Annotated in this window: 21 protein-coding genes; 8 read left to right on the top strand and 13 right to left on the bottom strand. The window is 43.6% G+C overall.

The genetic code is table 11. The annotated features are described in order from the left end of the window. Nucleotides 1-52: 52 nt before the first annotated feature. From proB to F941_RS05800, 3 genes are all read right to left on the bottom strand, one after another. Nucleotides 53-1,186 (bottom strand): glutamate 5-kinase, encoded by a 1,134-nt coding sequence (proB, locus tag F941_RS05810; RefSeq protein WP_005008849.1) that lies wholly within the window; start codon nucleotides 1,184-1,186, stop codon nucleotides 53-55. A 29-nt stretch (nucleotides 1,187-1,215) separates the two neighbouring features. Beyond that, on the bottom strand, nucleotides 1,216-2,433 hold the full coding sequence (gene cgtA / locus F941_RS05805) for an Obg family GTPase CgtA (RefSeq protein WP_005008848.1): 1,218 nt from the start codon (nucleotides 2,431-2,433) through the stop codon (nucleotides 1,216-1,218). A gap of 1,004 nt (nucleotides 2,434-3,437) precedes the next feature. After that, the gene (locus F941_RS05800) at nucleotides 3,438-3,815 is read right to left on the bottom strand and encodes a winged helix-turn-helix transcriptional regulator (protein WP_005008845.1); all 378 of its coding nucleotides are present in this window, start codon (nucleotides 3,813-3,815) and stop codon (nucleotides 3,438-3,440) included. Nucleotides 3,816-3,944: 129 nt separating this feature from the next. Between F941_RS05800 and F941_RS05795 the strand changes: the two genes are divergently transcribed. After that, entirely contained in the window at nucleotides 3,945-4,796 is an 852-nt protein-coding gene (locus tag F941_RS05795) for an SDR family oxidoreductase (protein WP_005008841.1), read from the top strand. A gap of 54 nt (nucleotides 4,797-4,850) precedes the next feature. Here F941_RS05795 and F941_RS05790 read toward each other — a convergent pair whose 3' ends face one another. The 6 genes from F941_RS05790 to uvrB form a co-directional block, all read right to left on the bottom strand. Then, complete coding sequence (locus F941_RS05790) at nucleotides 4,851-5,531, bottom strand: hypothetical protein (protein WP_005008838.1); 681 nt, start codon at nucleotides 5,529-5,531, stop codon at nucleotides 4,851-4,853. An 8-nt stretch (nucleotides 5,532-5,539) separates the two neighbouring features. Next, entirely contained in the window at nucleotides 5,540-6,241 is a 702-nt protein-coding gene (locus F941_RS05785) for an MFS transporter (RefSeq protein ID WP_171065506.1), read from the bottom strand. Nucleotides 6,242-6,546: 305 nt separating this feature from the next. Next, nucleotides 6,547-8,004, bottom strand: coding sequence for a glyceraldehyde-3-phosphate dehydrogenase (locus F941_RS05780; RefSeq protein ID WP_004980374.1), 1,458 nt, complete (start codon nucleotides 8,002-8,004; stop codon nucleotides 6,547-6,549). A 411-nt stretch (nucleotides 8,005-8,415) separates the two neighbouring features. Next, nucleotides 8,416-9,351, bottom strand: coding sequence for an EamA family transporter RarD (rarD, locus tag F941_RS05775; protein WP_005008833.1), 936 nt, complete (start codon nucleotides 9,349-9,351; stop codon nucleotides 8,416-8,418). Nucleotides 9,352-9,483: 132 nt separating this feature from the next. Beyond that, entirely contained in the window at nucleotides 9,484-10,068 is a 585-nt protein-coding gene (locus F941_RS05770) for a lipocalin family protein (RefSeq protein WP_026253424.1), read from the bottom strand. 148 nt (nucleotides 10,069-10,216) lie between these two features. After that, complete coding sequence (uvrB, locus tag F941_RS05765; RefSeq protein ID WP_005008827.1) at nucleotides 10,217-12,238, bottom strand: excinuclease ABC subunit UvrB; 2,022 nt, start codon at nucleotides 12,236-12,238, stop codon at nucleotides 10,217-10,219. 331 nt (nucleotides 12,239-12,569) lie between these two features. Here uvrB and F941_RS05760 point away from each other — a divergent pair, with 331 nt between their 5' ends. Together F941_RS05760 and F941_RS05755 are read left to right on the top strand one after the other, a co-directional pair. After that, a complete protein-coding gene (locus F941_RS05760; protein ID WP_005008826.1) occupies nucleotides 12,570-13,349 on the top strand; it encodes an A1S_2505 family phage non-structural protein in 780 nt (259 codons plus the stop codon). A 173-nt stretch (nucleotides 13,350-13,522) separates the two neighbouring features. Next, entirely contained in the window at nucleotides 13,523-14,947 is a 1,425-nt protein-coding gene (locus tag F941_RS05755; protein ID WP_005008823.1) for a sensor domain-containing diguanylate cyclase, read from the top strand. Between the two features lie 55 nt (nucleotides 14,948-15,002). Here the strand turns inward: F941_RS05755 and F941_RS05750 are convergent, their stop codons facing one another. Next, a complete protein-coding gene (locus F941_RS05750) occupies nucleotides 15,003-15,182 on the bottom strand; it encodes a hypothetical protein (RefSeq protein WP_005008822.1) in 180 nt (59 codons plus the stop codon). A 315-nt stretch (nucleotides 15,183-15,497) separates the two neighbouring features. Here F941_RS05750 and F941_RS05745 point away from each other — a divergent pair, with 315 nt between their 5' ends. From F941_RS05745 to F941_RS05725, 5 genes are all read left to right on the top strand, one after another. Next, the gene (locus tag F941_RS05745; RefSeq protein ID WP_005008820.1) at nucleotides 15,498-16,586 is read left to right on the top strand and encodes an OmpW/AlkL family protein; all 1,089 of its coding nucleotides are present in this window, start codon (nucleotides 15,498-15,500) and stop codon (nucleotides 16,584-16,586) included. A 234-nt stretch (nucleotides 16,587-16,820) separates the two neighbouring features. Beyond that, on the top strand, nucleotides 16,821-17,897 hold the full coding sequence (locus F941_RS05740) for an OmpW/AlkL family protein (RefSeq protein ID WP_005008819.1): 1,077 nt from the start codon (nucleotides 16,821-16,823) through the stop codon (nucleotides 17,895-17,897). A gap of 154 nt (nucleotides 17,898-18,051) precedes the next feature. Further along, entirely contained in the window at nucleotides 18,052-19,266 is a 1,215-nt protein-coding gene (locus tag F941_RS05735; RefSeq protein ID WP_005008818.1) for an MFS transporter, read from the top strand. Continuing rightward, on the top strand, nucleotides 19,259-19,393 hold the full coding sequence (locus tag F941_RS16820) for a hypothetical protein (RefSeq protein ID WP_005008817.1): 135 nt from the start codon (nucleotides 19,259-19,261) through the stop codon (nucleotides 19,391-19,393). The genes F941_RS05735 and F941_RS16820 overlap by 8 nt, the downstream gene beginning before the upstream one ends. Nucleotides 19,394-19,645: 252 nt before the next feature. After that, a complete protein-coding gene (locus F941_RS05725; protein ID WP_005008816.1) occupies nucleotides 19,646-20,611 on the top strand; it encodes a TauD/TfdA dioxygenase family protein in 966 nt (321 codons plus the stop codon). Nucleotides 20,612-21,315: 704 nt separating this feature from the next. Here the strand turns inward: F941_RS05725 and F941_RS05720 are convergent. From F941_RS05720 to F941_RS05710, 3 genes are all read right to left on the bottom strand, one after another. Continuing rightward, nucleotides 21,316-21,666, bottom strand: coding sequence for a YcgJ family protein (locus F941_RS05720; protein ID WP_005008814.1), 351 nt, complete (start codon nucleotides 21,664-21,666; stop codon nucleotides 21,316-21,318). Nucleotides 21,667-22,204: 538 nt separating this feature from the next. Further along, nucleotides 22,205-23,002, bottom strand: a complete 798-nt coding sequence (gene tpgA / locus F941_RS05715) for a trimeric autotransporter adhesin/peptidogylcan-associated protein TpgA (protein ID WP_005008811.1) — start codon at nucleotides 23,000-23,002, stop codon at nucleotides 22,205-22,207. Between the two features lie 75 nt (nucleotides 23,003-23,077). Then, nucleotides 23,078-24,418 (bottom strand): YadA-like family protein (locus F941_RS05710; RefSeq protein ID WP_005008810.1); only part of this gene is annotated, 1,341 nt, incomplete at its 5' end.

The following is a 24,418-nucleotide window of genomic DNA, read 5'->3' as shown; positions in this document are numbered from 1 at the left end:
AATCCCGCTCGAAAGCGGGATTTTTTATATACATCAGCTGAATCGAGAATGCTTAGTAAATCGCCATATGATTGCGGTGAATCATTTCCAGCGAACGCGCCTCGCCCAACACCTGATGCACTTTATCGGATGCCAAGCCTTTCACGATTTCTGCAGAACGGGAACTGAAATTGACACGGCCCACTGCTACACGTCCGCCTTGCGTATCTACGCATTCTACAACATCGCCGCGTTCAAAATGCCCTTCAACGGCGCGCACGCCAACGGGCAGCAAGCTGCGGTGGTTTTCTTTAATCGCTTTAACAGCGCCATCATCAATCACCAAACGGCCAGCAGTCTGCAAATGCGCCGCCAGCCATTGCTGGTGCGCAGTCATACGGTCATTGTCAGTAATAAACAAGGTGCCAAGCAATTCACCGCCCATTAAACGCGACAGCACATTATCACTTTCACCGCTGGCAATCAGAGTAGGACAGCCTGATTTCGCCGCTAAACGCGCAGCGCGGACTTTGGTCAGCATGCCGCCGCGGCCAAACTTTCCGCCGCCGCCAGCCATATCAAACAGGCTTTCATCCAAGGCGCGTACCGTATGGAACAGCTTTGCATTTGGATTAGAGCGCGGATCCGAATCAAACATGCCCTGCTGATCTGTCAAAATAATCAACAAATCGGCATGCACTTGACCTGCAACCATCGCAGCCAAAGTATCGTTATCGCCAAAACGGATTTCGTCGGTCGAAACTGTGTCATTTTCATTAATGACAGGAATCACCCGCCAGTCAATTAAATGCTGCAAGGCGTCGCATGAGTTCAGATAACGGCGGCGGTCAGCCAAATCATCATGGGTAAGAAGCACTTGAGCAGTACGGATGCCATGGTTTTCCAAAACACTCGACCACGTCTGAATCAAACCCATTTGACCAATGGCTGCGCACGCTTGAAGACTGGGTAGATCTGCGGGCCGATTTTCCAGCTTCATGCGGACCATGCCTTCCGCCACAGCGCCAGAAGATACAAGGATAATTTCATGCCCTGCATCATGCAGATTTGCAATCTGTTTCGCCCAATGCGAAATAGCGTCCAAATCCAAACCTTTGCCGTTTGCTGTGAGTAAAGATGATCCGATCTTAACTACAATCCGCTTACAATCATCAAGCTGCCGCTTCCCATCTACCGCTTCTATCATCTTGTCCTCAGTTACTCTTGAATAAGAGCTTAACGTACGTAGTACACTTCCGCTTCACCATCTTCACCATCGTCGTCTTCGTCATCATCTTCAGCCAATAGGCCTGCAAGACGCTGCTGACGGCGCAATTCACGATACGCTTCTTTCGCTGCGATGGTTTGTTCACGTGTTTCCGCTTCAAGCTGGTCACGGAACGCTTTCATTTGCGCTGCGTATTCAGGATCTTCAACTTCACGCTCACGCTGCAGTTCAATTTGATCCATCAAGTAATACACAACGTCTTTGGTGCCTTCCGACATTAAGCCCGAAGTTTTGAATACAGGGCCTTTCCAGTCCATTTCTGAAAGAAGGTGAGCGCACCATTCTTCACGGCTTTCTTCCGGCAATTGATCAAGTTTGTTCAAGACCAATACAATTGGCAGCTTAGACAATGTCGGAGAGAATTTTTCCAATTCAGCCAAAATTGCTTTGGCATTATACGCAGGGTCTGAACCGTCAATCGGCTGCACATCCACAATGTGCAATAAAATGCGAGTACGCGCCAAATGCTTCAAGAAACGGATACCTAAACCCGCACCTTCAGAAGCGCCTTCAATCAGCCCTGGAATATCCGCCATAACAAATGAACGGTGACGATCTGCATCTACAACCCCTAGATTAGGCACCATCGTAGTAAATGGATAGTCCGCAACTTTCGGTTTAGCCGCGGATACAGCACGGATAAATGTTGATTTGCCTGCATTTGGCATGCCCAGCAAGCCAACATCCGCCAGTACTTTCAATTCTAGGCGAATTTCACGGTATTCGCCTTTAGCGCCATGCGTACACTTACGCGGTGAACGGTTGGTCGATGACTTGAAGTGCGTATTGCCCAAGCCGCCATCACCGCCCGCGGCAACCAGCACGCGCTGCCCATCGGCAACCAAATCTCCAATAATGTCACCAGATTCCATATCAACAATGGTTGTTCCAACAGGAACAAATAATACGGTGTCTTCACCGCCACGGCCCGAACAGTTTGCGCCGCGGCCATTTTTAGCGCGTTCTGCACGGAATCTGCGGGTGTAACGGTAATCTACAAGCGTGCTTGTATCATTATCAGCCTGAACATAAACACTGCCGCCACGGCCGCCATCGCCACCATCGGGACCGCCAAACGGTACGAATTTCTCTCGGCGAAAACTGGCTACGCCATTGCCACCGTCGCCAGCCTCTACGGTAATGACTGCTTCATCAACAAAGCGCATGCTGCCAATCCTCTAAATACTTTAAAACCGCCTATTCTGCCATATTTTACAAAATTTCTCGAATAGAATTATTCATGTTGCATAGATATTTCTTCATTTTTGCCAGACATACCGCGCATGCATGAAAACTGGATACTAAAATGCATCCATTTTCAATCCAGCGGCTGCTGTTTCTAGCGCTATCAGGTGAAAGGCAGATATGATCCGTTTGCAGAAATACCTATATTTAATATTCATTTAAAGGCTGCTAAATCATGCAGATGAAGTCTTTTGCAAGTGATTTAGCAGCATGCCACATTATTCAGCGGCAGCTTTAGGCCATTCATCAATATTTTGCAAATTGTCATGGCGATGACCAGCCTTCATCCTGCAGCCGCAATCTGTTTTTGATGCTGATTCAGCGGAACTGACACTTGATTGAAAGCCGCAAAGACCCGCTCTGTTATTAAACAGCATTCATTTTTAGCGGTATTGCTAACGGCGGCATAAAGTCTTCAACACTGCGGCGAATAGGCAAATGTTCAGCACATGATTATTCTTTTAATATTCCAGCCTGATGCTTCAGCGCTTGATCCCTGCAACAATGACCGTACTCATGATTAATTTGCTTAAAATCACGCTATTAATGGCATTAATAATGGCCAGAATCCATGCCGCCAGCGGCATAGCAATTGCGTTGTCACTTACACATAGATGAATATCAAAATACGAAACCGGTGATGCCTTTTCTATAAAAATGGAATAAAAACAAAATACTGCTTATCTGTATATCCTGATCTGCGGCTTTCCATAGACAGCTTTGAAAGACTCGATATCCGCTCATGGCTGCGCTATGCCTTTCAATGGCCTATGCCGCAAATCCTAAATCAATGCCTACAGAAAATGCCTAATCCATTGACTCTTAGAAAATGCGCTGATAATCCTTTGCACCAGACTATTCTGCGCATTCAACGCATCTTTGCCTTGTTCTCCAGCAGCTGTTCAGCACAGCGCCATCATTAAATTTAAGCGCTTTTGCTGCTGATTTTATTGCTTAATATGTCCGGTATATTCTGCTCAATCCAGCTGATTAAATACATCACTTTTTCCGCAGCTTGTGAACCTGTAATCGTCAGCTGATATTCTACTTTTGGCGGAACCACCGGATATACGGTGCGCAAAATCAAGCCATCCTGCTCCAGTGTCTTTAAGGTTTGTGACAGCATCTTTTCACTGATGCCCTCTATACGCTGTTTTAATTCGCTGAAACGATGCACCCCTTCGCTCAGGCAGCGCAATACTAAAACAGCCCATTTACTGGTGATGTGCTCTAAGATTTCCCGTGAAGGACAGTTTGCGGATAAAACTTGACCTAATAATTTGCTCGAAGCATATGTGCTCACTAAATCTCTCCAATTCGTAACAAACTAACTTTTTGGTACGTACTTACATTTCGTAAGTTATCAGATTATGATTCAATCATCAAGTATATTTTATAGACACGTCATAAAGACATATCCAGAGGAAAGACGATGAAAATTGCAATTACTGGCGCAACAGGCCAACTCGGTCAATTGGTGATTCAAGCACTGTTAAAGGACGTTCCGGCTTCGCAAATTATTGCCTTAGTCCGCAGTGAAGCCAAAGCCGCTCCACTTAAACAGCAAGGCATTGAACTGCGCCACTTTGATTACGACGCGCCCGAAACGCTTGCTCCCGCTCTGCAAGGCGTAGACAAACTGCTGCTGATTTCAGCCAATGAAATTGGCCGCCGCACACCGCAGCATAAAGCTGTGATTGAAGCAGCCAAACAGGCTGGCGTACCTTATATTGCCTATACCAGCTTACTGCGTGCAGACACATCCCCACTCGGCTTAGCGCAAGAACACCGTGAAACCGAAGCGCTGATTCAAGACAGTGGCCTTGCTTATACCTTCTTACGCAACAACTGGTATAGCGATAATTATTTAGCTACTGTGCAGCAGATTGCTGAATCTGGCGTGCTGTATGGCGCATCGCAAGACGGCAAGATCAGCTCGGCTTCCCGCGAAGACTATGCAGAAGCGGCTGCCAAAGTTTTAGCCAGCGCTGGACATGAAAACAAAACCTATGAATTGGCAGGTTCAGAAAGTTTTACTAAAGCGGATTTGGCTCAATTCATCGGTCAAGCGGCGCATAAGTCCGTCACTTATCAAAACCTGTCTGCCGATGACCTGCATCAAGGCTTAACTCAAGCCGGCCTCCCTACACACTTGATCGATGTGATTGTGGATGCCGATGTGCAAACCGCCAAAGGCGCGATGTACAGCGACAGCAAAGACTTAGAACAGTTAATTGGCCGTAAGACCACCCGCATCCAAGACGCGATTAAAGCTGCGCTTTAAGCCGCCCATTTAATCTTCAGATTCAAACACCGCCAATGATTGGCGGTGTTTTTTTCATGGATGAATATTCCTCACGGGCAAAGTCATATTCATCTCCAAATTTGCAGTCGTGCTTCGCTCTGTGTTGTACATGGTGGCATTGAAGCTTGCTATTTTGCGCATAGTCATTGGGTCATTTAAATTTAACTGCGGCGTAAACTGATGCAGCATATGCAGACGCACTTGCTCATCAAACTCAAAATAGACCAAGCCATTAAACATAATTTTGATTGGAACCTGATAGTCTTGCTTTAAATGAAATGGCACAGCCAGCTTAATCGGAATATCTAAAGTGAGTGGAAACTTAGGCAACAGTTTATTTTGATAAATTAAATCCGTAGTTGTCTCCAGCGGCATGTTTTGATCAATCAGCACCTCGGTTTGATAATCAACAGATACTGAAACCGGCACTTCTACTTCAAACTCTAAATTTGCCAAATATTTCCCAGTCAAAGGCAGATTGATTTTTTGATCAATTTTCAGCTGTGTATCTAGAGTCCCAACGGATTGGGTTTCTAAATAATTACCCACTTGGATTTTTGTCGGTAAGGAGTCTGACAGTTGAATTTTTGCTTCACTCGCAGACACTTGCATACTGGCTTGAATATTCAGGTACAGCCAAAACAGCACACCCACCAAAATCACAACACACACAAAACTCAATACAAGCCGCTTCGCCGACTGGAATATCCACATACTCCCTCCTATGGCTTCACGTGTTCTTGAGGTAGAGGTTTTTCACGCAGTAATTGCAAGCTATTGAGTGGAATTTTCAACTCCCCCTGCTTAATTTCAATTGGCAATGTATTTTGTACATCCACCGACGCTTTCAATGCCGTTTTAATTGGAACATTTAAATGCCCCTGTATGGGAATATTAGTTTTAACCACTGTATTTACTGGAATATGCAGGTTTTCTTTCAGCACTGTTTTCACAGGCGCATCAAATTTGAGGTGCACCTGCTGCTCAAGTGGCACATCAATATGAATCGGCACATCCAGCTGAATGGGAATATTGCCTTTTAAAGGCAAAGTCACATCCCGCCCCATGACTTTCACCTGCACCTTGGTATCCACAGGCATGCTCTGATTAATTTTCAAGGTTTCACGCACTGGAATGGTGGTTTTAATCGGAACCTGATTATCAAAATATACCCGTGGCGTCAGGGTTTGGGTCAGTGGAATATTCAGGTTTTCACGGATCGGAATTTCCGCATTTACGCGCCCTGTAACATCAACATCCAAGGCATCATGAATTTTAACCTCAGCTTGTAAAGGTTCTTGCAGATCAATGCTGACTTTTTGATTTTCTAAGGGAATATAAATATTAAAGTGTTTAAACATCCAAATAGCGATAAGTACACCGCATACAGATGCCAACACAATGAATGCCAATCCGCTTAGCATATGCTTCACTTGCAAATCCAAATTCCTTTTGTTCTATTCTCTTTTGAGCTGACAAATATCATCCTTTTGTCAGCCTATAAAGTCATTGTCGGCGGTATAGCAACCAGACACTGTTATTTTTTATCACCCTATTTTACACAATATTTTAATTATTCTAAGTAAATTAGTAGGGATTAAACATTGGCAACGCTGAGTGCTCAAGCCAATATTGATGTCATTCCCACGTATCTAATCAGCTTGGATACATGCAGCTGCGCAAAAAAAAAAGAGCCTCAATTGAGGCTCTTTTTAGTCGCTATGACAAATTATGCATTTGTTTCAGCTGGAATTTTTGGATAGCTTACGCCGCCCATTTGCTCTGCAATACGTAATACTTGGCAGCTATAGCCGACTTCGTTATCGTACCAAACATATGCAGTTAAACGGTTGCCCGAAGTGATTGTTGCTTGCGCATCAAATACACCTGCTGTACGCGAACCGATAAAGTCAGATGATACAACTTCAGTCGAGTTGGTATAACCGATCTGACCTTGAAGGCTAGAGCTGATTGAAATTTTACGAATGTATTCGTTCACTTCGTCGCGATCAACTTCTTTATCTAAAGTTAAGTTCAAAATCGCAAGAGAAACGTTTGGTGTTGGAACACGTACAGAGTTACCTGTCAGTTTACCTTGAAGTGCTGGAAGTGCTTTAGCAACCGCTTTAGCCGCACCTGTTTCAGTAATCACCATGTTCAACGTTGCAGCACGACCACGACGGTCTGCTTTATGGTAGTTGTCGATTAAGTTCTGGTCGTTTGTAAACGAGTGAACTGTTTCAACATGACCATTCAACACTGTGTATTTGTCATGCAAAACTTTAAGTGTTGGTGTAATTGCATTGGTTGTACAGCTTGCAGCCGAGATAATGGTATCTTCATCAAGAATGTCTGCTTGGTTCACACCAAACACCACGTTCTTCATGTCACCTTTACCTGGTGCAGTCAAGATCACACGTGCAGCGCCTGGGCACTTAAGGTGTTGAGCAAGACCTTCCGCATCACGCCATTTACCCGTGTTGTCGATCACTAACGCATTGCTAATACCATAATCAGTATAATCAACTTCAGTTGGATTCGACGCATAAATCACTTTGATGAATTGACCGTTGGCAATGATTGCTTCGTTTTCTTCATCAACAGAAATCGTACCAGAGAATGGACCATGGATTGAGTCACGGCGTAGTAAAGACGCACGTTTTTCCAAATCACCATCAGATGACTTACGAACTACAATCGCTTTTAGGTTCAAGCCACGGCCAAGACCAGACTGACCAATCATTAAACGTGCAAGAATACGACCGATACGACCAAAACCGTAAAGGACAACGTCACGACCTTCAACTGAAGTCGCACGACCTTCAACTGATTTCACAGCGGCTGCAACAAATGCGTCAACATCGCCACCTTGCTCTTTAAATGCAACGGCTAATTTGCCTAGATCAATTTCAGCAGTACCAATATTTTCAATTTTAGCCAACGCTTCAAGAATTGGGAACGTGTGTACAACTGAAAGCTCAACGTCCATCATACGAGTGAAACGGTGCGCTTTTAAAATTTGGATAACTGAACGGTTAACTAAAGAACGTCCAAACACTGAAACCACAATATTTTTTTCACGGTAAAGCTGACCGATCAAAGCGATCATTTGTTCCGCGATTTCTTCACGGTTTTTCCAGCGACCTTGGTGTTCTGCGTGTAGGGCGATGATAGTCTCTTTGCTCACAGATACGTCCTCTAATTAATTTAATCTAAGCATAAATTTTAAAACCCAACAATTGTAAAGGATTTAGCGCCAAGTTTGAATCGAAAGCTGTAAATGCATGATGTTTTTGTCATATATTCATTATAAATTTATAAAATAGTTGCAATTACTATTATGATTTTGCTTTTAAAAAGAATTTAATACGCAATTTAAAAGATTTTTTATATTTTTGTTTATTTGCTTCTTTATCAAACAAATTGATAAATACTGCAATTAATGATCAGCATAGATTAGTGAAATTGATTTTAAACTTTGCATGACGCTGCTTTAAATTGCATGAAAGATTTGACCATTCACACCGCCCTTTATTTTTTCAAACGTTCAAAACATTGGTCTTTAAAAAATATCTTTGAAGAGAAATCACGCGCCGCATTATTCCATGTCCAAACGTTCCTGCACCTTGCCGCGGTTGCGGGCCAATATGTTTGCATTGCGCTTCTGCTTTGCAAGATGAAGACAGCCTTCAATCACCAGCAGCACCACCGCCAGCCAGATTGGAATATAAGTCAGCCATTCTGTTGCTTCGACCCGCTCCCCCAGCATAATTGATGCAAAAGCCAATAAAACGGGTTCTAAATAGCTCAATAGGCCAAAAACCACAAAAGGCAAATAACGGCTGGCCAAGATATAACTGCCTAAACCAAATGCACTTAAAAAACCTAAGCCAATAACGGCCCAAATCAGGTGAGTGGCATTCAGCATTAATGAAATGCTGTCGCTGTAGAAAAATGCTAAATACACAGCAACGGGCAAAATCAAGAACAAATCCCACCAGAACCCGCCCAAATGATCGGTTTTACAAACACGGCGCAGGAAGAAATACAAAGGATAAGCCAAAGCAATATAGGCGGTTTCCCATGCAATATTGCCGATACGCCAAAGTTCATGGCCGACACCCAGCACAGCGAGCACAACGGCAGCCAGCTGCCAGCGGCTTAATTTTTCTTTATAAAGCACACAGCCGACCAGCACCATCACCAAAGGCAATAGGAAATAGCCAAGTGAAACCTGTAAGCCCCGGCCGTTAATGGGCCCCCATAAAAACAGCCACAGCTGCGTGGTGCATAGAACCGAACTGAAAATCAGCCACGGCAGCATCCACGGCTGCTTGAAAATCCGCTTAAAAATTTCACCGATTTGCTTTAAATCGCCCGTCCACCACATAAACAGCGTCAAAAACGGCAAGGTTGCCAGCATGCGCCAAGCAAACGTCTGCTCACTGTCTAAAGGCTGCAAAAAATGCGTATAAAAATATAAAATGCCAAAAGTGACAGATGCCAATACAGACAATGTAACGCCCTTATACATCCCTCACCTCAACAAAGTCTTGCAAATTTTTCGCTGATAATACTTGAATTTTCAAGCAGATTGAAGACTGGCATGCCCGCAAAGAAAAAACCATGCCTGAGCATGGTTTTTGAGTACGCTGTATTTCAATATTTACTTGACGGTCTGCTTGGTATGAATCAAATCACCCAAGTCATAACCGACCGACTTGGCATAGTCTAAATATTCATTAATCACGCTTTGCTCAGGATGCTGCGTCCGCGACAATACCCACATATAATTGCGCCGCGGCTCACCGACCAGAACGGTCTGATAGTCATCATCAATTTTCAAAATCCAATAATCCCCCCGCGCCACAGGCAGCCAGCGCACAGCTTCAGGCAAAAAACTCACTTTCAGCTTGCTGTTAAAAGGCGGGTTTTGTACAAATGCTTCGCCAATCGACTGCATCAGTTTGCCGTCTTGGGTATAACAGCGGTTATCTACAGTGACATTGCCGTTTTCGTTCAAGGTATAAGTAGCCGAGACATTGCTTCCGCATTTATTTTGAAAGTACATGGGCTTGCGCGCAATTTCGTACCACACCCCCAAATAGCGGTCTAATTCAATCTTATCCACTACAGCTAAGGGCTTGCTTTGCGCATAAGCCATGGTTGCCATGCCTAAGCCCACTAAAATAGCCCCGCCTACCGCAATTTTAGCTAAGGTAAAGCCAGCTTTCGGAATATTTTTTTTCATCATTATGAATACCTTTACTGTCAAACTTTGCTTTTTTAACAAGCAGATTTCTTAAAAGATACTGCTTTAAAAGCATCCTAACTGTCTATGTTCTGTAATGATTTTCAATAAGTTTTACATCTTCCGCTGGCTTTTCTGCAACTTTAGCTTATTGAAGCATTTGCGCTTTTAAACGCAAAATTTCATCCCGCAGGCGTGCGGCCTGCTCAAACTGCAAGTCTTTTGACGCTTTCAGCATTTCTTTTTCAAGCTTGCCGAGATGTTTCGAAAACAGCTTCGGATCAGACAGCAAATGCTGTTCATCCGCGCTCAGCGCCTTGCTTTGATCGCTGATACCGGCTTCAATTTCATCATCATTCAGTACTTCGCCATCATCCAAATCTTTCGCGACTTGACGCACGGCGCTGCGCGGCACAATGCCATGCAATTCATTAAACTCCAGCTGCTTATTACGGCGGCGGTCTGTTTCATCAATGGCTTTTTGCATGGAGTCCGTAATACGGTCTGCGTACAAAATCGCTTTGCCGTTTAAATTACGCGCTGCCCGGCCAATTGTCTGAATCAGTGACCGCTCTGACCGCAAAAAGCCTTCCTTGTCTGCATCCAAGATCGCAACCAAAGACACCTCTGGCATGTCTAGGCCTTCGCGCAGCAAGTTAATGCCGATCAATGCATCATGAACGCCTGAACGCAGTTCATGAATAATTTTAGTCCGTTCTACGGTATCAATGTCAGAATGCAGATAAGCCACTTTCACACCATATTCTTTTAAATATGAGGTCAGGTCTTCCGCCATGCGCTTGGTGAGCGTCGTCACCAGCACCCGCTCATTCAATTCTTTCCGGTTGTTAATTTCCGACAGCACATCATCGACCTGTGTCAGGACTGGGCGGATTTCAATTTCAGGATCGACCAAGCCTGTTGGGCGCACCACCTGTTCAACAATCTGTTCAGATTTTTCCAATTCGTATTTGGCAGGCGTCGCACTGACATAAATAGTCGAAGGAACAATGCGCTCCCATTCTTCAAATTTCATCGGGCGGTTGTCCAGCGCGCTAGGCAGGCGGAAACCGTAATTCACCAGATTCTCTTTACGCGAACGGTCGCCTTTATACATTGCGCCAATTTGCGGAACTGTGACATGCGATTCATCAATAATCAGCAAGGCATCATCCGGCACATAATCAAATAAAGTCGGCGGCGCTTCCCCAGCAGGACGGCCGGAAAGATGGCGTGAATAGTTTTCAATGCCGTTGGTATAGCCCAGCTGCTGCATCATTTCTAAATCATAGCGGGTGCGCTGTTCAATCCGCTGCGCTTCCAGCAGTTTGTCATTGGCGCGGAAAAAGCCTAAACGGTCTTTCAGTTCATCCCGAATGGTGTCTATGGCACGGGTCAAATTATCTTTAGGCGTCACATAATGGCTTTTAGGATAGATGGTCACCCGCGGCACTTTACGGATCATTTTGCCCGTTAAGGGATCAAACCAGCGGATTGAATCCACTTCATCATCAAACAATTCAATGCGGATGGCATGCTGATCCGATTCAGCGGGGAAGATATCAATGATTTCGCCGCGGATGCGGTATGTGCCGCGCAAGAATTCCAGTTCATTGCGGCTGTATTGCATCTCGACGAGCCGGCGGATAATGTCATCACGGTTCAGCACATCGCCCTGCACAATATGCAGCAGCATGCTCATATAGGCATTCGGATCACCTAAGCCGTAAATTGCCGATACAGAAGCGATAATAATGGCATCGCGGCGTTCCAACAGGGCGCGGGTTGCTGACAAACGCATCTGATCGATGTGATCATTAATGGATGAGTCTTTTTCAATAAAGGTGTCTGAAGACGGCACATACGCTTCGGGCTGATAATAATCATAATAGCTGACGAAATATTCCACGGCATTGTTTGGAAAAAATGCCTTAAATTCGCCATACAGCTGGGCCGCCAGCGTCTTATTGTGTGCCATGACAATCGTGGGCCGCTGTGTCTGAGCAATCACATTAGCCATGGTATAGGTCTTGCCCGAACCCGTTACCCCCAGCAGCAGCTGATCGTGATATCCCTGTTCTATACCGCGCACCAGCTTTTCAATCGCCTGCGGCTGATCGCCTGCGGGCTGATAATGGGTGACTAATTCGAAAGGTTGATGCTCACTCATAAAACGTATGGTCCAATGCGCTGCTGAAATTGACTGTTTCAATTATGAGGGCTAATTAAGATTACTCAAGAGTGAAATGCCGTCAGAACACTGCAAACGCTCTGATCGTTCCCATCACGGCGCCTAAAGCAAATGCGAGGCAGTTTGCATTCAGGCCAAATCGAAAAAACTTTGCAGAAACAGTTTCAGCGGCTCATGGAATAAATGCCCTCCGGTTCATCAAACCCCAATTGATCTCATCATTTTTCATAAATGAAGCATGCTTTTTCCTTGACCCGATACGCGTTCAAAGGCAACATGAAACCAAAGGATTATGACAGCAGCGCAGCCTATGACTTATCATTATCATGACGAGAGCATCGTTAAAAGCTTACCTGAAGATACAATTTTTGTATTCGGCAGCAACATGGCAGGCACACATGCAGGAGGCGCTGCAAAAACTGCGCTGCTGCATTTTGGCGCAATGAAAGGCGTTGGACGCGGCTGGGCAGGCCAAAGCTTTGCGATTCCCACCATGAATGAGCATTTGCAGCAAATGCCGCTGTCGCAAATTCAGCACTATATTGATGACTTTAAAATCTATACCAAGAATCATCCTAAATCTAAATATTTTATTACCTCTGTGGGCTGCGGTGTTGCTGGCTATAAAGTTGAAGAAATTGCTCCAATGTTTAAAGGTATTTCCCATAATGTTATTTTTCCAGTGTCCTTCCGCCCCTTTGTCGAAAAAGCCCTGCCCAAGCTGACACAGCATTTTTTACAGGCCATTTTCTCGGACAGTGTAATTTTTGCAGCGAATGCTGAAGAAACGGTTGATACGCTGGATTTAACCGAGAATGAAAAAAGCGCAGCAAAAATCATCCTCAATACGCAAATTTACCCGACTGACAGCAATGGCCGCGACCGTACTTTTGAAATACAGGATATTATGCATGTGCTGCAAGGCAAAGTATTTGAGTTCGAGCATTCAGCAGAAGACGCCCTGATGTTTGGCGGTGCCATTCTGGCATTGCTTGAACTCTACAATATCAATGAAAAGGATTTTGCCGATGTTTGGTTAGGACAGCGGGAAATCAGCCCGCCTAGAGCAGCCAATAGATCGAAAAAATAATCTTCAAGTTCTACTATTTTTTCATTTAAGGCCAAATCCGTGCGGATTGGCTTTTTTTTATAAATTTATATTCTATTTTTTAATTTTTTCAGTTACTTTTTGAGACATAAATCACAGTAAACAAACAATATCTTAATTGTACAATGACGAAACCGCTCCTAACAGGCCGAGACATGATACCTCATAATAATTCTATATTTCATATATCCCCGATCCCGTTATGGCTTGAAGATTTTAGCGAAATAAAACAGCAATTGGATCTGTGGCGAAAACAAGGGATTGAGGACTTACGTCAATATTTATTAAACAACACCGCAAAAGTCGCAGAAAGCGCCAGTAAAATTAAAATACTGCAGGTCAATACCCGCACTTTGGAACTATACGAAGCCGAACACCTTGAGCATTTATGTGAAAATTTACCGACCATTTTCCAGCAGGATATGCTTCAAACGCATATCGAAGAGCTGGTGCAGCTGTGGGAAGGCAAAACCCATTTCATCAATACTTCTGTAAATTATACGATTTCAGGCAGCCGTTTAGATATCCAGCTGCGCTGTACCATTTTGCCGGGATATGAGCATGACTGGTCAAAAGTCCTAATCAGCACAGAAAATATTACGCCTTATCAAAATGCCCGCCGGCAGGAAGAAAAAAACCGCCAAATTGCCGAGGCGCGCTTCAATTATTCCCCAACCTCACTATGGGTCGAAGATTTCAGCCTAGTAAAGGCCAAACTGGATTATTTGCGCTCCATCGGCATCGAAGACTTCTCTACTTTTTTAGATGTCCACCCAGATTTTGTGCAGCAGTGCATTAAAGAAATCATCATTGTGGATGTGAATCAGGCAACATTAACCCTGTTTGGCGCCCCAGACAAAAATACACTGCTGAAAAATATTCATAAAGTCTTCAGTCAGGAAATGAATCATACTTTCCGTAAACAGCTGCAGGATTTATGGGAAGGGAAAATTCATCATCAGCATGAAGCGGTCAATTATGCGCTGGACGGCAGCATCCGCCATGTCATTCTGCAATTTACCGTTTTTCCAGGCTATGAAGAAACTTGGAGCACCGTTCAAGTTGCATTGATTGACATTACTGCACGTAAAAAAGCGGAAAACTATTTAGAATATTTAGGCAAGCACGATGTCTTAACCAAATTGTATAACCGCACCTTTTATACCGAAGAAATTAACCGTCTGGAGCGCAGCATTCAGCGCCCTGTCTCCTGTATTTTCATTGACTTAAATGGATTAAAGGACATTAATGACAACTACGGCCATGATGCCGGCGATGAACAGCTGCGGCGAATTGGCAATCTGCTGAATCAGCTGATTCAGCATACGCAATATTCTGCGTCACGCATTGGCGGTGATGAATTTGTCGTCCTGCTTCCCAATGCTGATGAGGCTTCACTGCAAACCAGTCTAAACAGCCTTCAGGAACTCATGCATGTCGACAATCAGTATCATTCATTACACCCCATGAGCCTGTCTATTGGTTCTGCCAGCACACTGCCGAATGAACGCATTGAGGATTTACTGAAACGTGCCGATGCGCTGATGTATGAACAAAAGAAAAAATACTATGCCTGCTAGCGCGCTATTCTTCGAATAAAGCATAAAAAAAACCTGCATTTCTGCAGGTTTTTTATTAACGCTTGCCCATAGATCGGCGCGTACCGCGAGGCGGCATCCAAGTCCGGTCCGCATAGTTTTCCGGCTTTGGTCGGACTTGATTATGCACGGAATCTTGCTGCGCCTGCTCAGCTGAAACAACCGGAAACGGAAGTTTCACAGTAGCTTTTTTCTTGGGAGAATTTGGGGTGCTCATGTGATTTACTCAATTCATTCTGCCCATATTGTACAAAAAACTCAGGCTTTGGGGAAATCCATTGCTTAGAGGCTTCCAAAAATGCGCAAAGACTGTAAGAAGCATTGGCACTGCTCAGATTGAAAAATTTCAGTTTTATTCATGGCTCAGCTGTAAATGGATTGATCAGTTCATTGATTTGATCGCTTAATCCTCAAATGATATTCCGCTTTTAAATACGGCCGTATAAAATTTCTGAATAAAAATTAAGGCATACATTATTTCAAATACAGCCACTTATAACACTTTAATAAAACAAAAAATGGAGTTCCCTAAATGCATCAATCAGCATTCTTATGTATTGCCGCAAGTTTCGCGTCTATTTCTGCCACGGCTCAAGCCGCAGATTTTTCAAAATATTTCAGCATGGAAGCCAAAGGCTTTAAGCGCTTTTCCGTTTCAGCTGGCGCTTTGCATGTCATGCCGCAAGGCAAAGCGCAGCCATTTACTGTGCAAACGGCTGTCCCGGACGGCACTGTAGCCAAAAACGGCGCAATTAAAGTTGATACGGTACTCAACAACCTGAATAAAAATGTTGATCAGGCTGGTTTAGCCGCGGCCCTGAAAAGTTTAGGCTATTTAACCGGAGGCACCTTGCCTGCAAACTTAAGCGGCAGCTCAAAAATTAGTGGACTGCAAAGCTGGGACAATCCAGGCACGGGACTTGAAGCGGATGATGTCACGACCCTTGGCCTGATGACCAGCTACTTTTTTACCGATAATGTGTCTATTGAAATGAAAGCCGGCATTCCGCCTAAAGTGGACTTGCAAGGCCAAGGGAAAATTTATGCGCCATTTGCAGCCATTGCAACGCCAGAACTTCTGGGCCTGCCATTAAAGTTCATGAATATTGATCTTCAAAACAATATCTTCATCACAGACCTGGGCGCTTATGGGCCAGCAGCGTCCGCCCGCGCTTGGACACCTGCTTTTGAGTTCCAGTATCACTTTGGCAAAACCGGCATCAATAAATTCCGTCCTTATGTCGGCGCAGGCATGATGTATGCCTATTTTAATGAGCTTGAAATCAATCCGCGCACTGAGCAGGATTTAATTGCAGCCGGCCATATGATTGCCAATATCAAACAAGGGCAAGCTGGCGCATCACTTGAAAGAAAAACCAGCAGCGCCAATCCGCAAGTCGATTTAGAAGCGACCGATGCATTTGCGCCCATCGTGACCGCTGGCTTTACCTACGACTTCAATGATAAATGGTTTGTAGCGGCATCCATCAGCTATGCACAGCTTAAAAATGAAACCACCATCACGGTCACTGATGCAAAATTGGGAGAGCTGATCCGCTCCAAAGCAGACATTGAAATAAACCCATTGATGATCTACGCAGGTGTCGGAATCCGATTTTAATTTTAAATAAGTTGACTAAAAGCAGGCACTTAAGGCCTGCTTTTCATAACTTTTTATAATGTTTTTTTACATAATTACTAAAATAAAGTCATCATTCTTAAACAAATCGCATTACTTTTAACATGAAACCTACCGGTATATCCGATTTCAATAACATTCATTCCCGTTTTTCATTCGCATAATTGGCCTGCTAAAAAAAATTCCAATAGCTGTTTTGGACATGGAGTCCTTTGAATGAAAAAAACTTTACTGTGCATGGCAACGTCCATGCTTGCCGTACCAATGATCAGCCATGCTGACTCACCCTATTTCAGCCTGCATGATGGCGATGGCTTCAAGCGCTTCTCCGTCTCTGTCGGCGCTTTGCATGTCATGCCGCAAGGCAAAGCGCAGCCGTTTAAGGTCAATACATCCGTAAAAAATGGTGAAAAAGCGGCCGTTGGAGATATTTCTATTGATGCGGTAAAAGCCAATCTAGATCCTGAGATGAGTCCCAATATTTCAACTTGGTTTGTTGGCGTTTTAGATAAGTTAGGCTCTGACACGCTGCCTGCAGCGTTAAGCGGCACAGCAGAAATTAATGGACTTGAAAGCTGGGACAATCAAGGAACGGGCTTAGAAGCAGACGATGTTACAACTCTTGGCATCATGACCAACTACTTTTTCACAGACCATGTATCCTTTGAGATGAAAGCCGGCATACCGCCTAAAGTGGACTTGATGGGCAAAGGCAAAATTTATGCCCCGTTTGCAGCCATTGCTACACCGGAACTGGGAATTATAGATTTACCGCAAATTGCAATGAAAAACAGTCTACTGATTACTGACTTAGAAGCCTATGGCCCTGCCGCCTCTGCCCGCGCATGGACTCCCGCAGCAGAGTTCCAATACCATTTTGGCAAAACCGGCATCAATAAATTCCGCCCTTATGTCGGATTGGGCATGATGTATGCCTATTTCAATGAAGTGGAAATCAACCCGCGCACTGAGCAGGATTTAATTGCAGCTGGCCATATGATTGCCAATATTAAAGACGGTAAAGCTGGAGCGGCCTTAGACGGCAAGCCAAGCAACGCCAATACAAAAGTCGATGTAGACGCTTCAGATGCTTTTGCACCGATCGCAACCCTTGGCTTTACCTACGACTTTAATGATAAATGGTTTGCTGTCGGGTCTGTGTCCTATGCACATTTATCCGGCGATACCACCATTACTGTTTCGGACGATACGCATGGTGAGCTGATCCGCTCCAAAGCAGATATCGAAATCAATCCGATTCTTGCCTATGCAGGCGTTGGCATGCGCTTCTAAAAATACACGAACATTCATCTAAAAGACGGTTTTCGCCGTCTTTTTTGTTGCCCTTTTACATAACTAAAGTTTATTACTTGGTGAAAATTAATTGATCGTATTCATGTAATGAATCGAATAATATAGGCATACTGCACCGCATACAGAAAGCCAAATGACTGACACGCAATTTTCAAAGCCTCTCATTTATATGCTGATCGGCAGCGCCATTATTTTGGCGCTATCACTGGGTATACGGCATGGCTTTGGCCTGTATCTGGTACCCATGAGTGATGAGTTTGGCTGGGGACATAATGTATTCAGTTTAGCGATTGCAATGCAGAACCTCATCTGGGGTGCCGTACAGCCCATTACAGGCGCATTTGCAGACAAATACGGTAGTAAAATAGTTGTTGCTGTCGGCGGGCTGCTGTACGCCTTAGGCCTGCTGATGATGGCGTTCAGCTCTACAGGGCTGATGCTGAATTTAAGCGCCGGCTTAATATTAGGCCTTGCGCTTTCCGCAACCTCATTTCCAGTTTTACTGTCCGCAGTTGGCCGTGCCGCGCATCCGGAAAAACGTAGTTTAGCGATGGGGATTGCCAGCGCTGCAGGATCGTTTGGGCAATTCATTATGCTGCCATCTACCCTGCTGCTGCTGCAAAATATTGGCTGGTCAGCCGCTTTAATGGTCAGCGCTATTTTGGCTGCGCTGATCATTCCCTTGGCATGGATGCTGAAAGCGCCGATGTATAGCGCGCCCTCTGCACAGTCCTTAGAAAATAAGCCCAGTTTAGGCTTTAAAGATATTTTAATCATTGCCAAAAATCACAAACCTTTCTGGTTCTTGGCCTTAGGTTTCTTAGTCTGCGGCTTTCAAGTGGTCTTCATTGGCATCCATTTGCCTGGTTATCTGATAGATCATGGCTTCAGCGCAGCAACGGGAACCATTTTCCTTGCATTAGTAGGACTTTTTAATATTTTTGGCACATACGGTGCGGGCTGGCTGGGCGGAAAATTTTCTAAGCCGCATTTGCTGATGTGGCTGTATGGATTGCGCGGCATCGCCATCATCGCCTTTTTGATGCTGCCGCTAAGTGCATGGACAATCTATGCCTTTGGCGCCATTATGGGACTCTTATGGCTCTCTACCGTGCCCTTAACCAATGGCATTGTGGCAAACATGTTTGGCGTGAAATACCTGTCCATGCTCAGCGGCATTGTATTTTTTACTCACCAGGTCGGTTCATTCTTTGGCGGCTGGCTCGGCGGCTTGAACCATGATATGACAGGCAACTATAATATGGTTTGGGCGCTTTCACTGGTATTGAGCATCTTAGGGGTGCTGATGCATTTCTTTGTCACAGAGGAGCATGTCATACATGACTGATTCAATGCTTGGATTAAAACTCACCATTCTTGCAATAGCCGTGGCTTTTTTGGCGCTGGCTATTGCGCTCTGGATGAAAACGCCTCAACTGTTTGAATATTTCAATCATGCTTTTTGCGCGCATTAACAATGCCAGTCTAAAACGCATCAATTGGCGTTACTGGCTTTTATCCGCACAAAGACAGCGTGAACAGTGTCAAAAAATTGACATTTTCCAGCAGTTTTCCTGCTGAGATTTTCCAAAATAACTAAAAGCCAATAAATCAGCAATTTAATCTATTTTCTTTATTTATTCATAAGTTTAGCAATTCTTATGATTTCTCTTGCGCATGCATCTTTCTTAAATTCAGTGCATGCAAAATACTTTAGAGAAATAACAATGACGGCTTTAACCCAACTTTCACAAGCGATACATGATGCGCCCCGCTGGCATCAGGAAGATCAGTTTCAAAACCCGCAAGAAATCAAAATTGTCCCTTTAGCTGGAGAAGCCTTAGGCGCAGCTGTTTTTGGACTGGATGCAAAAAAAGCGCAATCTGGAGAAACCATTCTGCGCCTGAAACAGGCGCTGGCTGAACATTTAATTTTAATTTTCAAGCAGCAAAGCATAGATGATTTTCAGTATTTAGCCTTTGCCAGCTATTTTGGCTCTATTTTCCGCCCCAGTTCTGACACCCCGGTATTAGCCACCCAAAGCGATACTGGCACACCGCCAGACGTGGTGCCTGTATCCAACGCAGTGGGCCAAGGCGATTATACAGGCTATGGTGAACTCGCACCGCATGCCGACCATCAATGGACCCCCCTGCCTTCTTTTGGTTCTCTGCTCTACGCGATTGAACTGCCTAAAGACGGCGGTCAGACCTCTTGGTACAATACAATTAAAGCCTATGATGCCTTAGATGATGAAACGAAACAGCATTTGGACACGCTGCAGCTGATTACCTACAATCCTTTTGTACGCTTCCAAAGCAATAAAGGCGCGCCCAAAGATGGCGGTTACGGCACATTTCCTAAATACCGTTTTAAAGACCAGCCTGTTATTGGCCATGCTTATCCTCACCCGCTGGTGCGCACACATCCTGAAAGCGGCCGCAAAGCACTGTGGCTGAATACACATAATGAAGTCGAATTGGTCAATTATGACGATCAGGCTGGAAGTGAATTGATTGCCAAACTGCGCGACCATATTTTAAAACCTGAATTTCATTATGAACATCATTGGGAACAAGGCGATATTGTGTTTTGGGACAACCAAGCCACTTTACACTCGCGCCGCCCTTTCCCTGCCGATCAGCGCCGTTTGCTTAAGCGCATCAGTCTTGCAGGCGGGCGCCCATACTAAAATTGTTTAAGTTCTTTATCCAGCCTAGACACTAATACAGCAAACCGTCCGCTAAGAAGACCGCAAACACGCATCTTCTAATAGCGGACATTTTTACTTGAGACTTGCATGTTGATGCCGTATAACCGCCATTGTGTTAAATAGGAAAAATTGGTGAATAGATTTTTATATTATTTATAGGGGGGATTACCGAACCACAATGTATATGATGATGCAAATGCAATTGGATTTCCGGTATTTAAATTTGATACAGATAAAAAAGCAATTATTGAAATTAAGCAACTTGCATTAGAGTTTTCAGGTGATTTTTAGCCGCCCTCAAAGGTTTAACTAAATCAGCTCAAGAATCTAAATCAGCAGATCAAAAAATTGAGGATTTTATTCACGGCTCTGCCAAACGTATAAAAAGCTTAGAATTCTGCCAACAAGAATATCGTCAATTTACCCTTCGCTATCTGAGTAAATAAATCCAGAAATTAATGATTTACCAATATATACTAAAATGAAAAAAGCAAAGCGCTCAATCATCTTGAACGCCGCTTTGCATCACAGGATTTAGATTAACCTGTATGAACGGAAGTTAAATAAGTTATGTAATTTACATAATGATATATTTATCTAAACCTAATGATCCATCATTATTATTTAATCAAGGTGATTAAAGTAGTGAAACATTGATTAAATACAACTGCCGCTTAAAAATCTTACTTCCCAAATAATTGTTTCGTTGCTTTAGGCTCTACTGCGCTGCGCTTGTTTTTGCCGTCAAAATAGCGATCAACATGACAAAGTTTCGTTTTGCTGTCACAGAACACACCATTGGCAAACGTAAACGCAGAAGTATCAAATTCACCTTGAGAAAAAACCTTCTTAGCCTGACGTTTTCCAAGATATTTTTCAGTTAGTTTTTTTGAAACGCCTGTCTTATCGGCACAAATATATTTGTCGCACAGCACACCAGCAGCCGGATTTTTTAATACCTGTGTTGTTTTCGCAAAACTTACTGTACTAAAAATAAAAAGAGGGACAATTAAAGCAAGGGAAACTATTTTCATGAGATCAACACACTAAAATTTAAAAGATATTCAGCTCATATTACTGCAGTTTAAACTTCAAATATCGAAAACAAAAAAATATTTCTTCTAAATATAAAATTTTTTACATAAATTATATTATTGTTAACTTTAAGACAAATAAAAACTCATTTTTATCCAATTAATTTCTTAACAATCACGATTAAGTCAATAAGAACCGAGCAAGTGACTAAGCTTTATTAAAATTTCGCCCCATTTTTTAATGATGGCAAACTGTTTTTAAATTCTAAACGAGATTATAAGGGTTACTCATTCAGTTTCAGCTTTCTTGTCTGAATTTATATAGCGAGGCTTAAGATTATTTGTACCGTATGCGGATTATTTTTGGTGTAGATAACTTCAACAATCATCATCTCCAATGGTTAATGAACTAAATAAAGCAAGTTCATTAAACCTGCAAAAGGATAACCCCATCACGGGATGGGGTTATCCTTTATTTTAATTTAGAGAATTAACTGAAACACTTACTCTTTAATTAAAATCTGAAACTATATAAGCTTTACCAGCTAATATTCACACGCCGATTTGGTGTTAAGCACGGTACCATATCCGCCCGTACAGTTACTGCACAGCTTTGATATTCTTCAGTTACGCCCTTTGCTTCAATACGAATACGTTCAGAGGGTATACCGGATTTAACCAAATAATCAGCAACCGTTGAGGCGCGTTTTTGTGACAGTTTCTGGTTATAGCCCACATTACCTAAACGGTCAGTAAAACCCGTAATGACCACAGGATCTTGAGATGCTGCAGCTTTAATATTTGCAGCTATCCCATCCAGAATTTGAGAACCTCCGATAATGGCTTGCTCATCAAAACGGTCAAAGTTAAAAAGGACATTAGCATTTCGCTGTGAAACTGCCTCATCAATAACTGGAGCCTCAGGAACAGGCGTTATATTTTCCGAACGCAGCATAAGCTCTTCACACGCTTCACCTTTCCAGCTTAAACGTTCAGATAAGCTTTTTTTGTCAAAATCGATACGCAATTGGCAGCGCTTATACTCTTGTGTGTTCGGCTTGCGGATATCCAAAACATAATTCCATTTTTTAACAAAGAAAACACCTTCACTAAAATGCGGATTTCCTAAAATATGGCGGAATTGTTCCTTGGTCAAACCAGTGCTTAAACGTGCTACATCAGCATACTCATAACGCTGAACTTGTTCCAAATAACTATTTTCAATTTTTGGAAAGACCACTTCTTGCTGGGTTTGTACGGGTTCAATCTCAGCATAAATTGACATTGTGGTTACAAGCAATACACCACCGATGATGCTTTTAACAATTTTTTTCATAAGTCATTGAATCTCTAAAGTTAAATATGTAAGGAAGACTGAAACCAGCCTTCCTTAGTTTTCATCGATTGCGTATTAATCAATTACACCGCTGATACCGATACGGAAACTTGGATCGCCTTCAGAAGCAGCAGCAATACCGCCGGTTAATGACCAACGTCCATTATCCGCAGTTTTTCTTAAAGTCACACCGACTGCATTTTCACCAGCATGATGTGCTGCAGCCGCTGCATAGGTCCATTTGCCAGCAACATAAGGTGCTGTTTCTAATGCCATTGCAGCTGCAATACCCGCATTAGCACGTCTTTCTACACCATCAATGCGCTCATTGGCACTATAAAATGCTTGCTCTAGCTGATCGCCAAGATTGGTAATTTTTTGATCAAGCTGATTATCGCGGTTATCCAATGCACTTAAAGCATCGCCCACATTATTATGAGACCCTCCACCGACGTTATAAGTCGGACCGGTATTGGTTTCATAGTTTGCGCCACCACCTAAATGATTATAAATATTAGTATTGCTTGTATGAAGTTGAGATCCATTGATGGCATCTTTGGAGTCTTTGCTAATAGCCCCATCAGCAACACCGCTGACCTTGTGATTACCCGCATTGATGCCTGAATCCTTGTCGATCACCACATCACCAACCGTGACCTTATTCGAATTCACAGTGTCAAAATTGACATCTTTTTTGGTCGCAACATTATAGTTGGTACTGCCATCTTTATTGGTGGTCTGACTCACTACGATGTTTTCGCCTTCTGAAACAGTGGTTTTGGCTTTAGTCACATTGCTATTTACGTTGTTAATCGCTTCATGCAACTGACCGCCGTTGACTGCATCTTTTGAGCCTTTGGCAATTTCACCATCTTCAACACCGGTTACTTTCTTGCCGCCAGCATCGATACCATTTTTGGTCACACTCGGGCCGCCTGCGATGGTCAAGCCATTATCATCAACGGTGGTATCACCGGTTTTAATGCTGCCATCTTTACCTAGATTAAGATCTTTCGCTAAATCGACCTTAATTTGATTGCCATTTTTGCTCACCTGAATGTTGCCATCCGTATTTGCAAAATCAACCGTGTCACCAGGTTTCACAGTACTTTGGTCTTGACCATTTGCAGTTAAGTTCCAACCTTTGTTGGCGTTATTCGCCACATTATTGATTGAATCAATTGCATCGTGAATGGTGTTTTTACCCGTATTGCCGATATTCGATGTCGTCAGGCTGCTATCTTTATTGATAACCGTTCCACCGCCGATACTGTTATAAATGCTATTAGCAACAGCATGCAGCTGGCTGCCATTGATGGCATCTTTCGAAGACGCGCTGATATCGCCATTCGCCACATTGGTGATTTTCTTTTTGCCCGCATCAATGCCCTGAGCCGTAATGCTTGGACCGTCTTT

It is taken from the genome of Acinetobacter bouvetii DSM 14964 = CIP 107468 (assembly GCF_000368865.1).
GTDB lineage: Bacteria > Pseudomonadota > Gammaproteobacteria > Pseudomonadales > Moraxellaceae > Acinetobacter > Acinetobacter bouvetii.
This window is presented reverse-complemented; position numbering and strand designations above follow the sequence as displayed.

Excerpts from the sequence above, each read along its gene's own strand:
- proB (WP_005008849.1), bottom strand. The coding sequence starts at position 1,186 with ATGATAGAAGCGGTAGATGGGAAGCGGCAGCTTGATGATTGTAAGCGG.
- cgtA (WP_005008848.1), bottom strand. The coding sequence starts at position 2,433 with ATGCGCTTTGTTGATGAAGCAGTCATTACCGTAGAGGCTGGCGACGGT.
- F941_RS05795 (WP_005008841.1), top strand. The coding sequence starts at position 3,945 with ATGAAAATTGCAATTACTGGCGCAACAGGCCAACTCGGTCAATTGGTG.
- F941_RS05790 (WP_005008838.1), bottom strand. The coding sequence starts at position 5,531 with ATGTGGATATTCCAGTCGGCGAAGCGGCTTGTATTGAGTTTTGTGTGT.
- F941_RS05785 (WP_171065506.1), bottom strand. The coding sequence starts at position 6,241 with ATGCTAAGCGGATTGGCATTCATTGTGTTGGCATCTGTATGCGGTGTA.
- rarD (WP_005008833.1), bottom strand. The coding sequence starts at position 9,351 with ATGTATAAGGGCGTTACATTGTCTGTATTGGCATCTGTCACTTTTGGC.
- F941_RS05770 (WP_026253424.1), bottom strand. The coding sequence starts at position 10,068 with ATGAAAAAAAATATTCCGAAAGCTGGCTTTACCTTAGCTAAAATTGCG.
- uvrB (WP_005008827.1), bottom strand. The coding sequence starts at position 12,238 with ATGAGTGAGCATCAACCTTTCGAATTAGTCACCCATTATCAGCCCGCA.
- F941_RS05760 (WP_005008826.1), top strand. The coding sequence starts at position 12,570 with ATGACTTATCATTATCATGACGAGAGCATCGTTAAAAGCTTACCTGAA.
- F941_RS05755 (WP_005008823.1), top strand. The coding sequence starts at position 13,523 with ATGATACCTCATAATAATTCTATATTTCATATATCCCCGATCCCGTTA.
- F941_RS05750 (WP_005008822.1), bottom strand. The coding sequence starts at position 15,182 with ATGAGCACCCCAAATTCTCCCAAGAAAAAAGCTACTGTGAAACTTCCG.
- F941_RS05745 (WP_005008820.1), top strand. The coding sequence starts at position 15,498 with ATGCATCAATCAGCATTCTTATGTATTGCCGCAAGTTTCGCGTCTATT.
- F941_RS05740 (WP_005008819.1), top strand. The coding sequence starts at position 16,821 with ATGAAAAAAACTTTACTGTGCATGGCAACGTCCATGCTTGCCGTACCA.
- F941_RS05735 (WP_005008818.1), top strand. The coding sequence starts at position 18,052 with ATGACTGACACGCAATTTTCAAAGCCTCTCATTTATATGCTGATCGGC.
- F941_RS16820 (WP_005008817.1), top strand. The coding sequence starts at position 19,259 with ATGACTGATTCAATGCTTGGATTAAAACTCACCATTCTTGCAATAGCC.
- F941_RS05725 (WP_005008816.1), top strand. The coding sequence starts at position 19,646 with ATGACGGCTTTAACCCAACTTTCACAAGCGATACATGATGCGCCCCGC.
- F941_RS05720 (WP_005008814.1), bottom strand. The coding sequence starts at position 21,666 with ATGAAAATAGTTTCCCTTGCTTTAATTGTCCCTCTTTTTATTTTTAGT.
- tpgA (WP_005008811.1), bottom strand. The coding sequence starts at position 23,002 with ATGAAAAAAATTGTTAAAAGCATCATCGGTGGTGTATTGCTTGTAACC.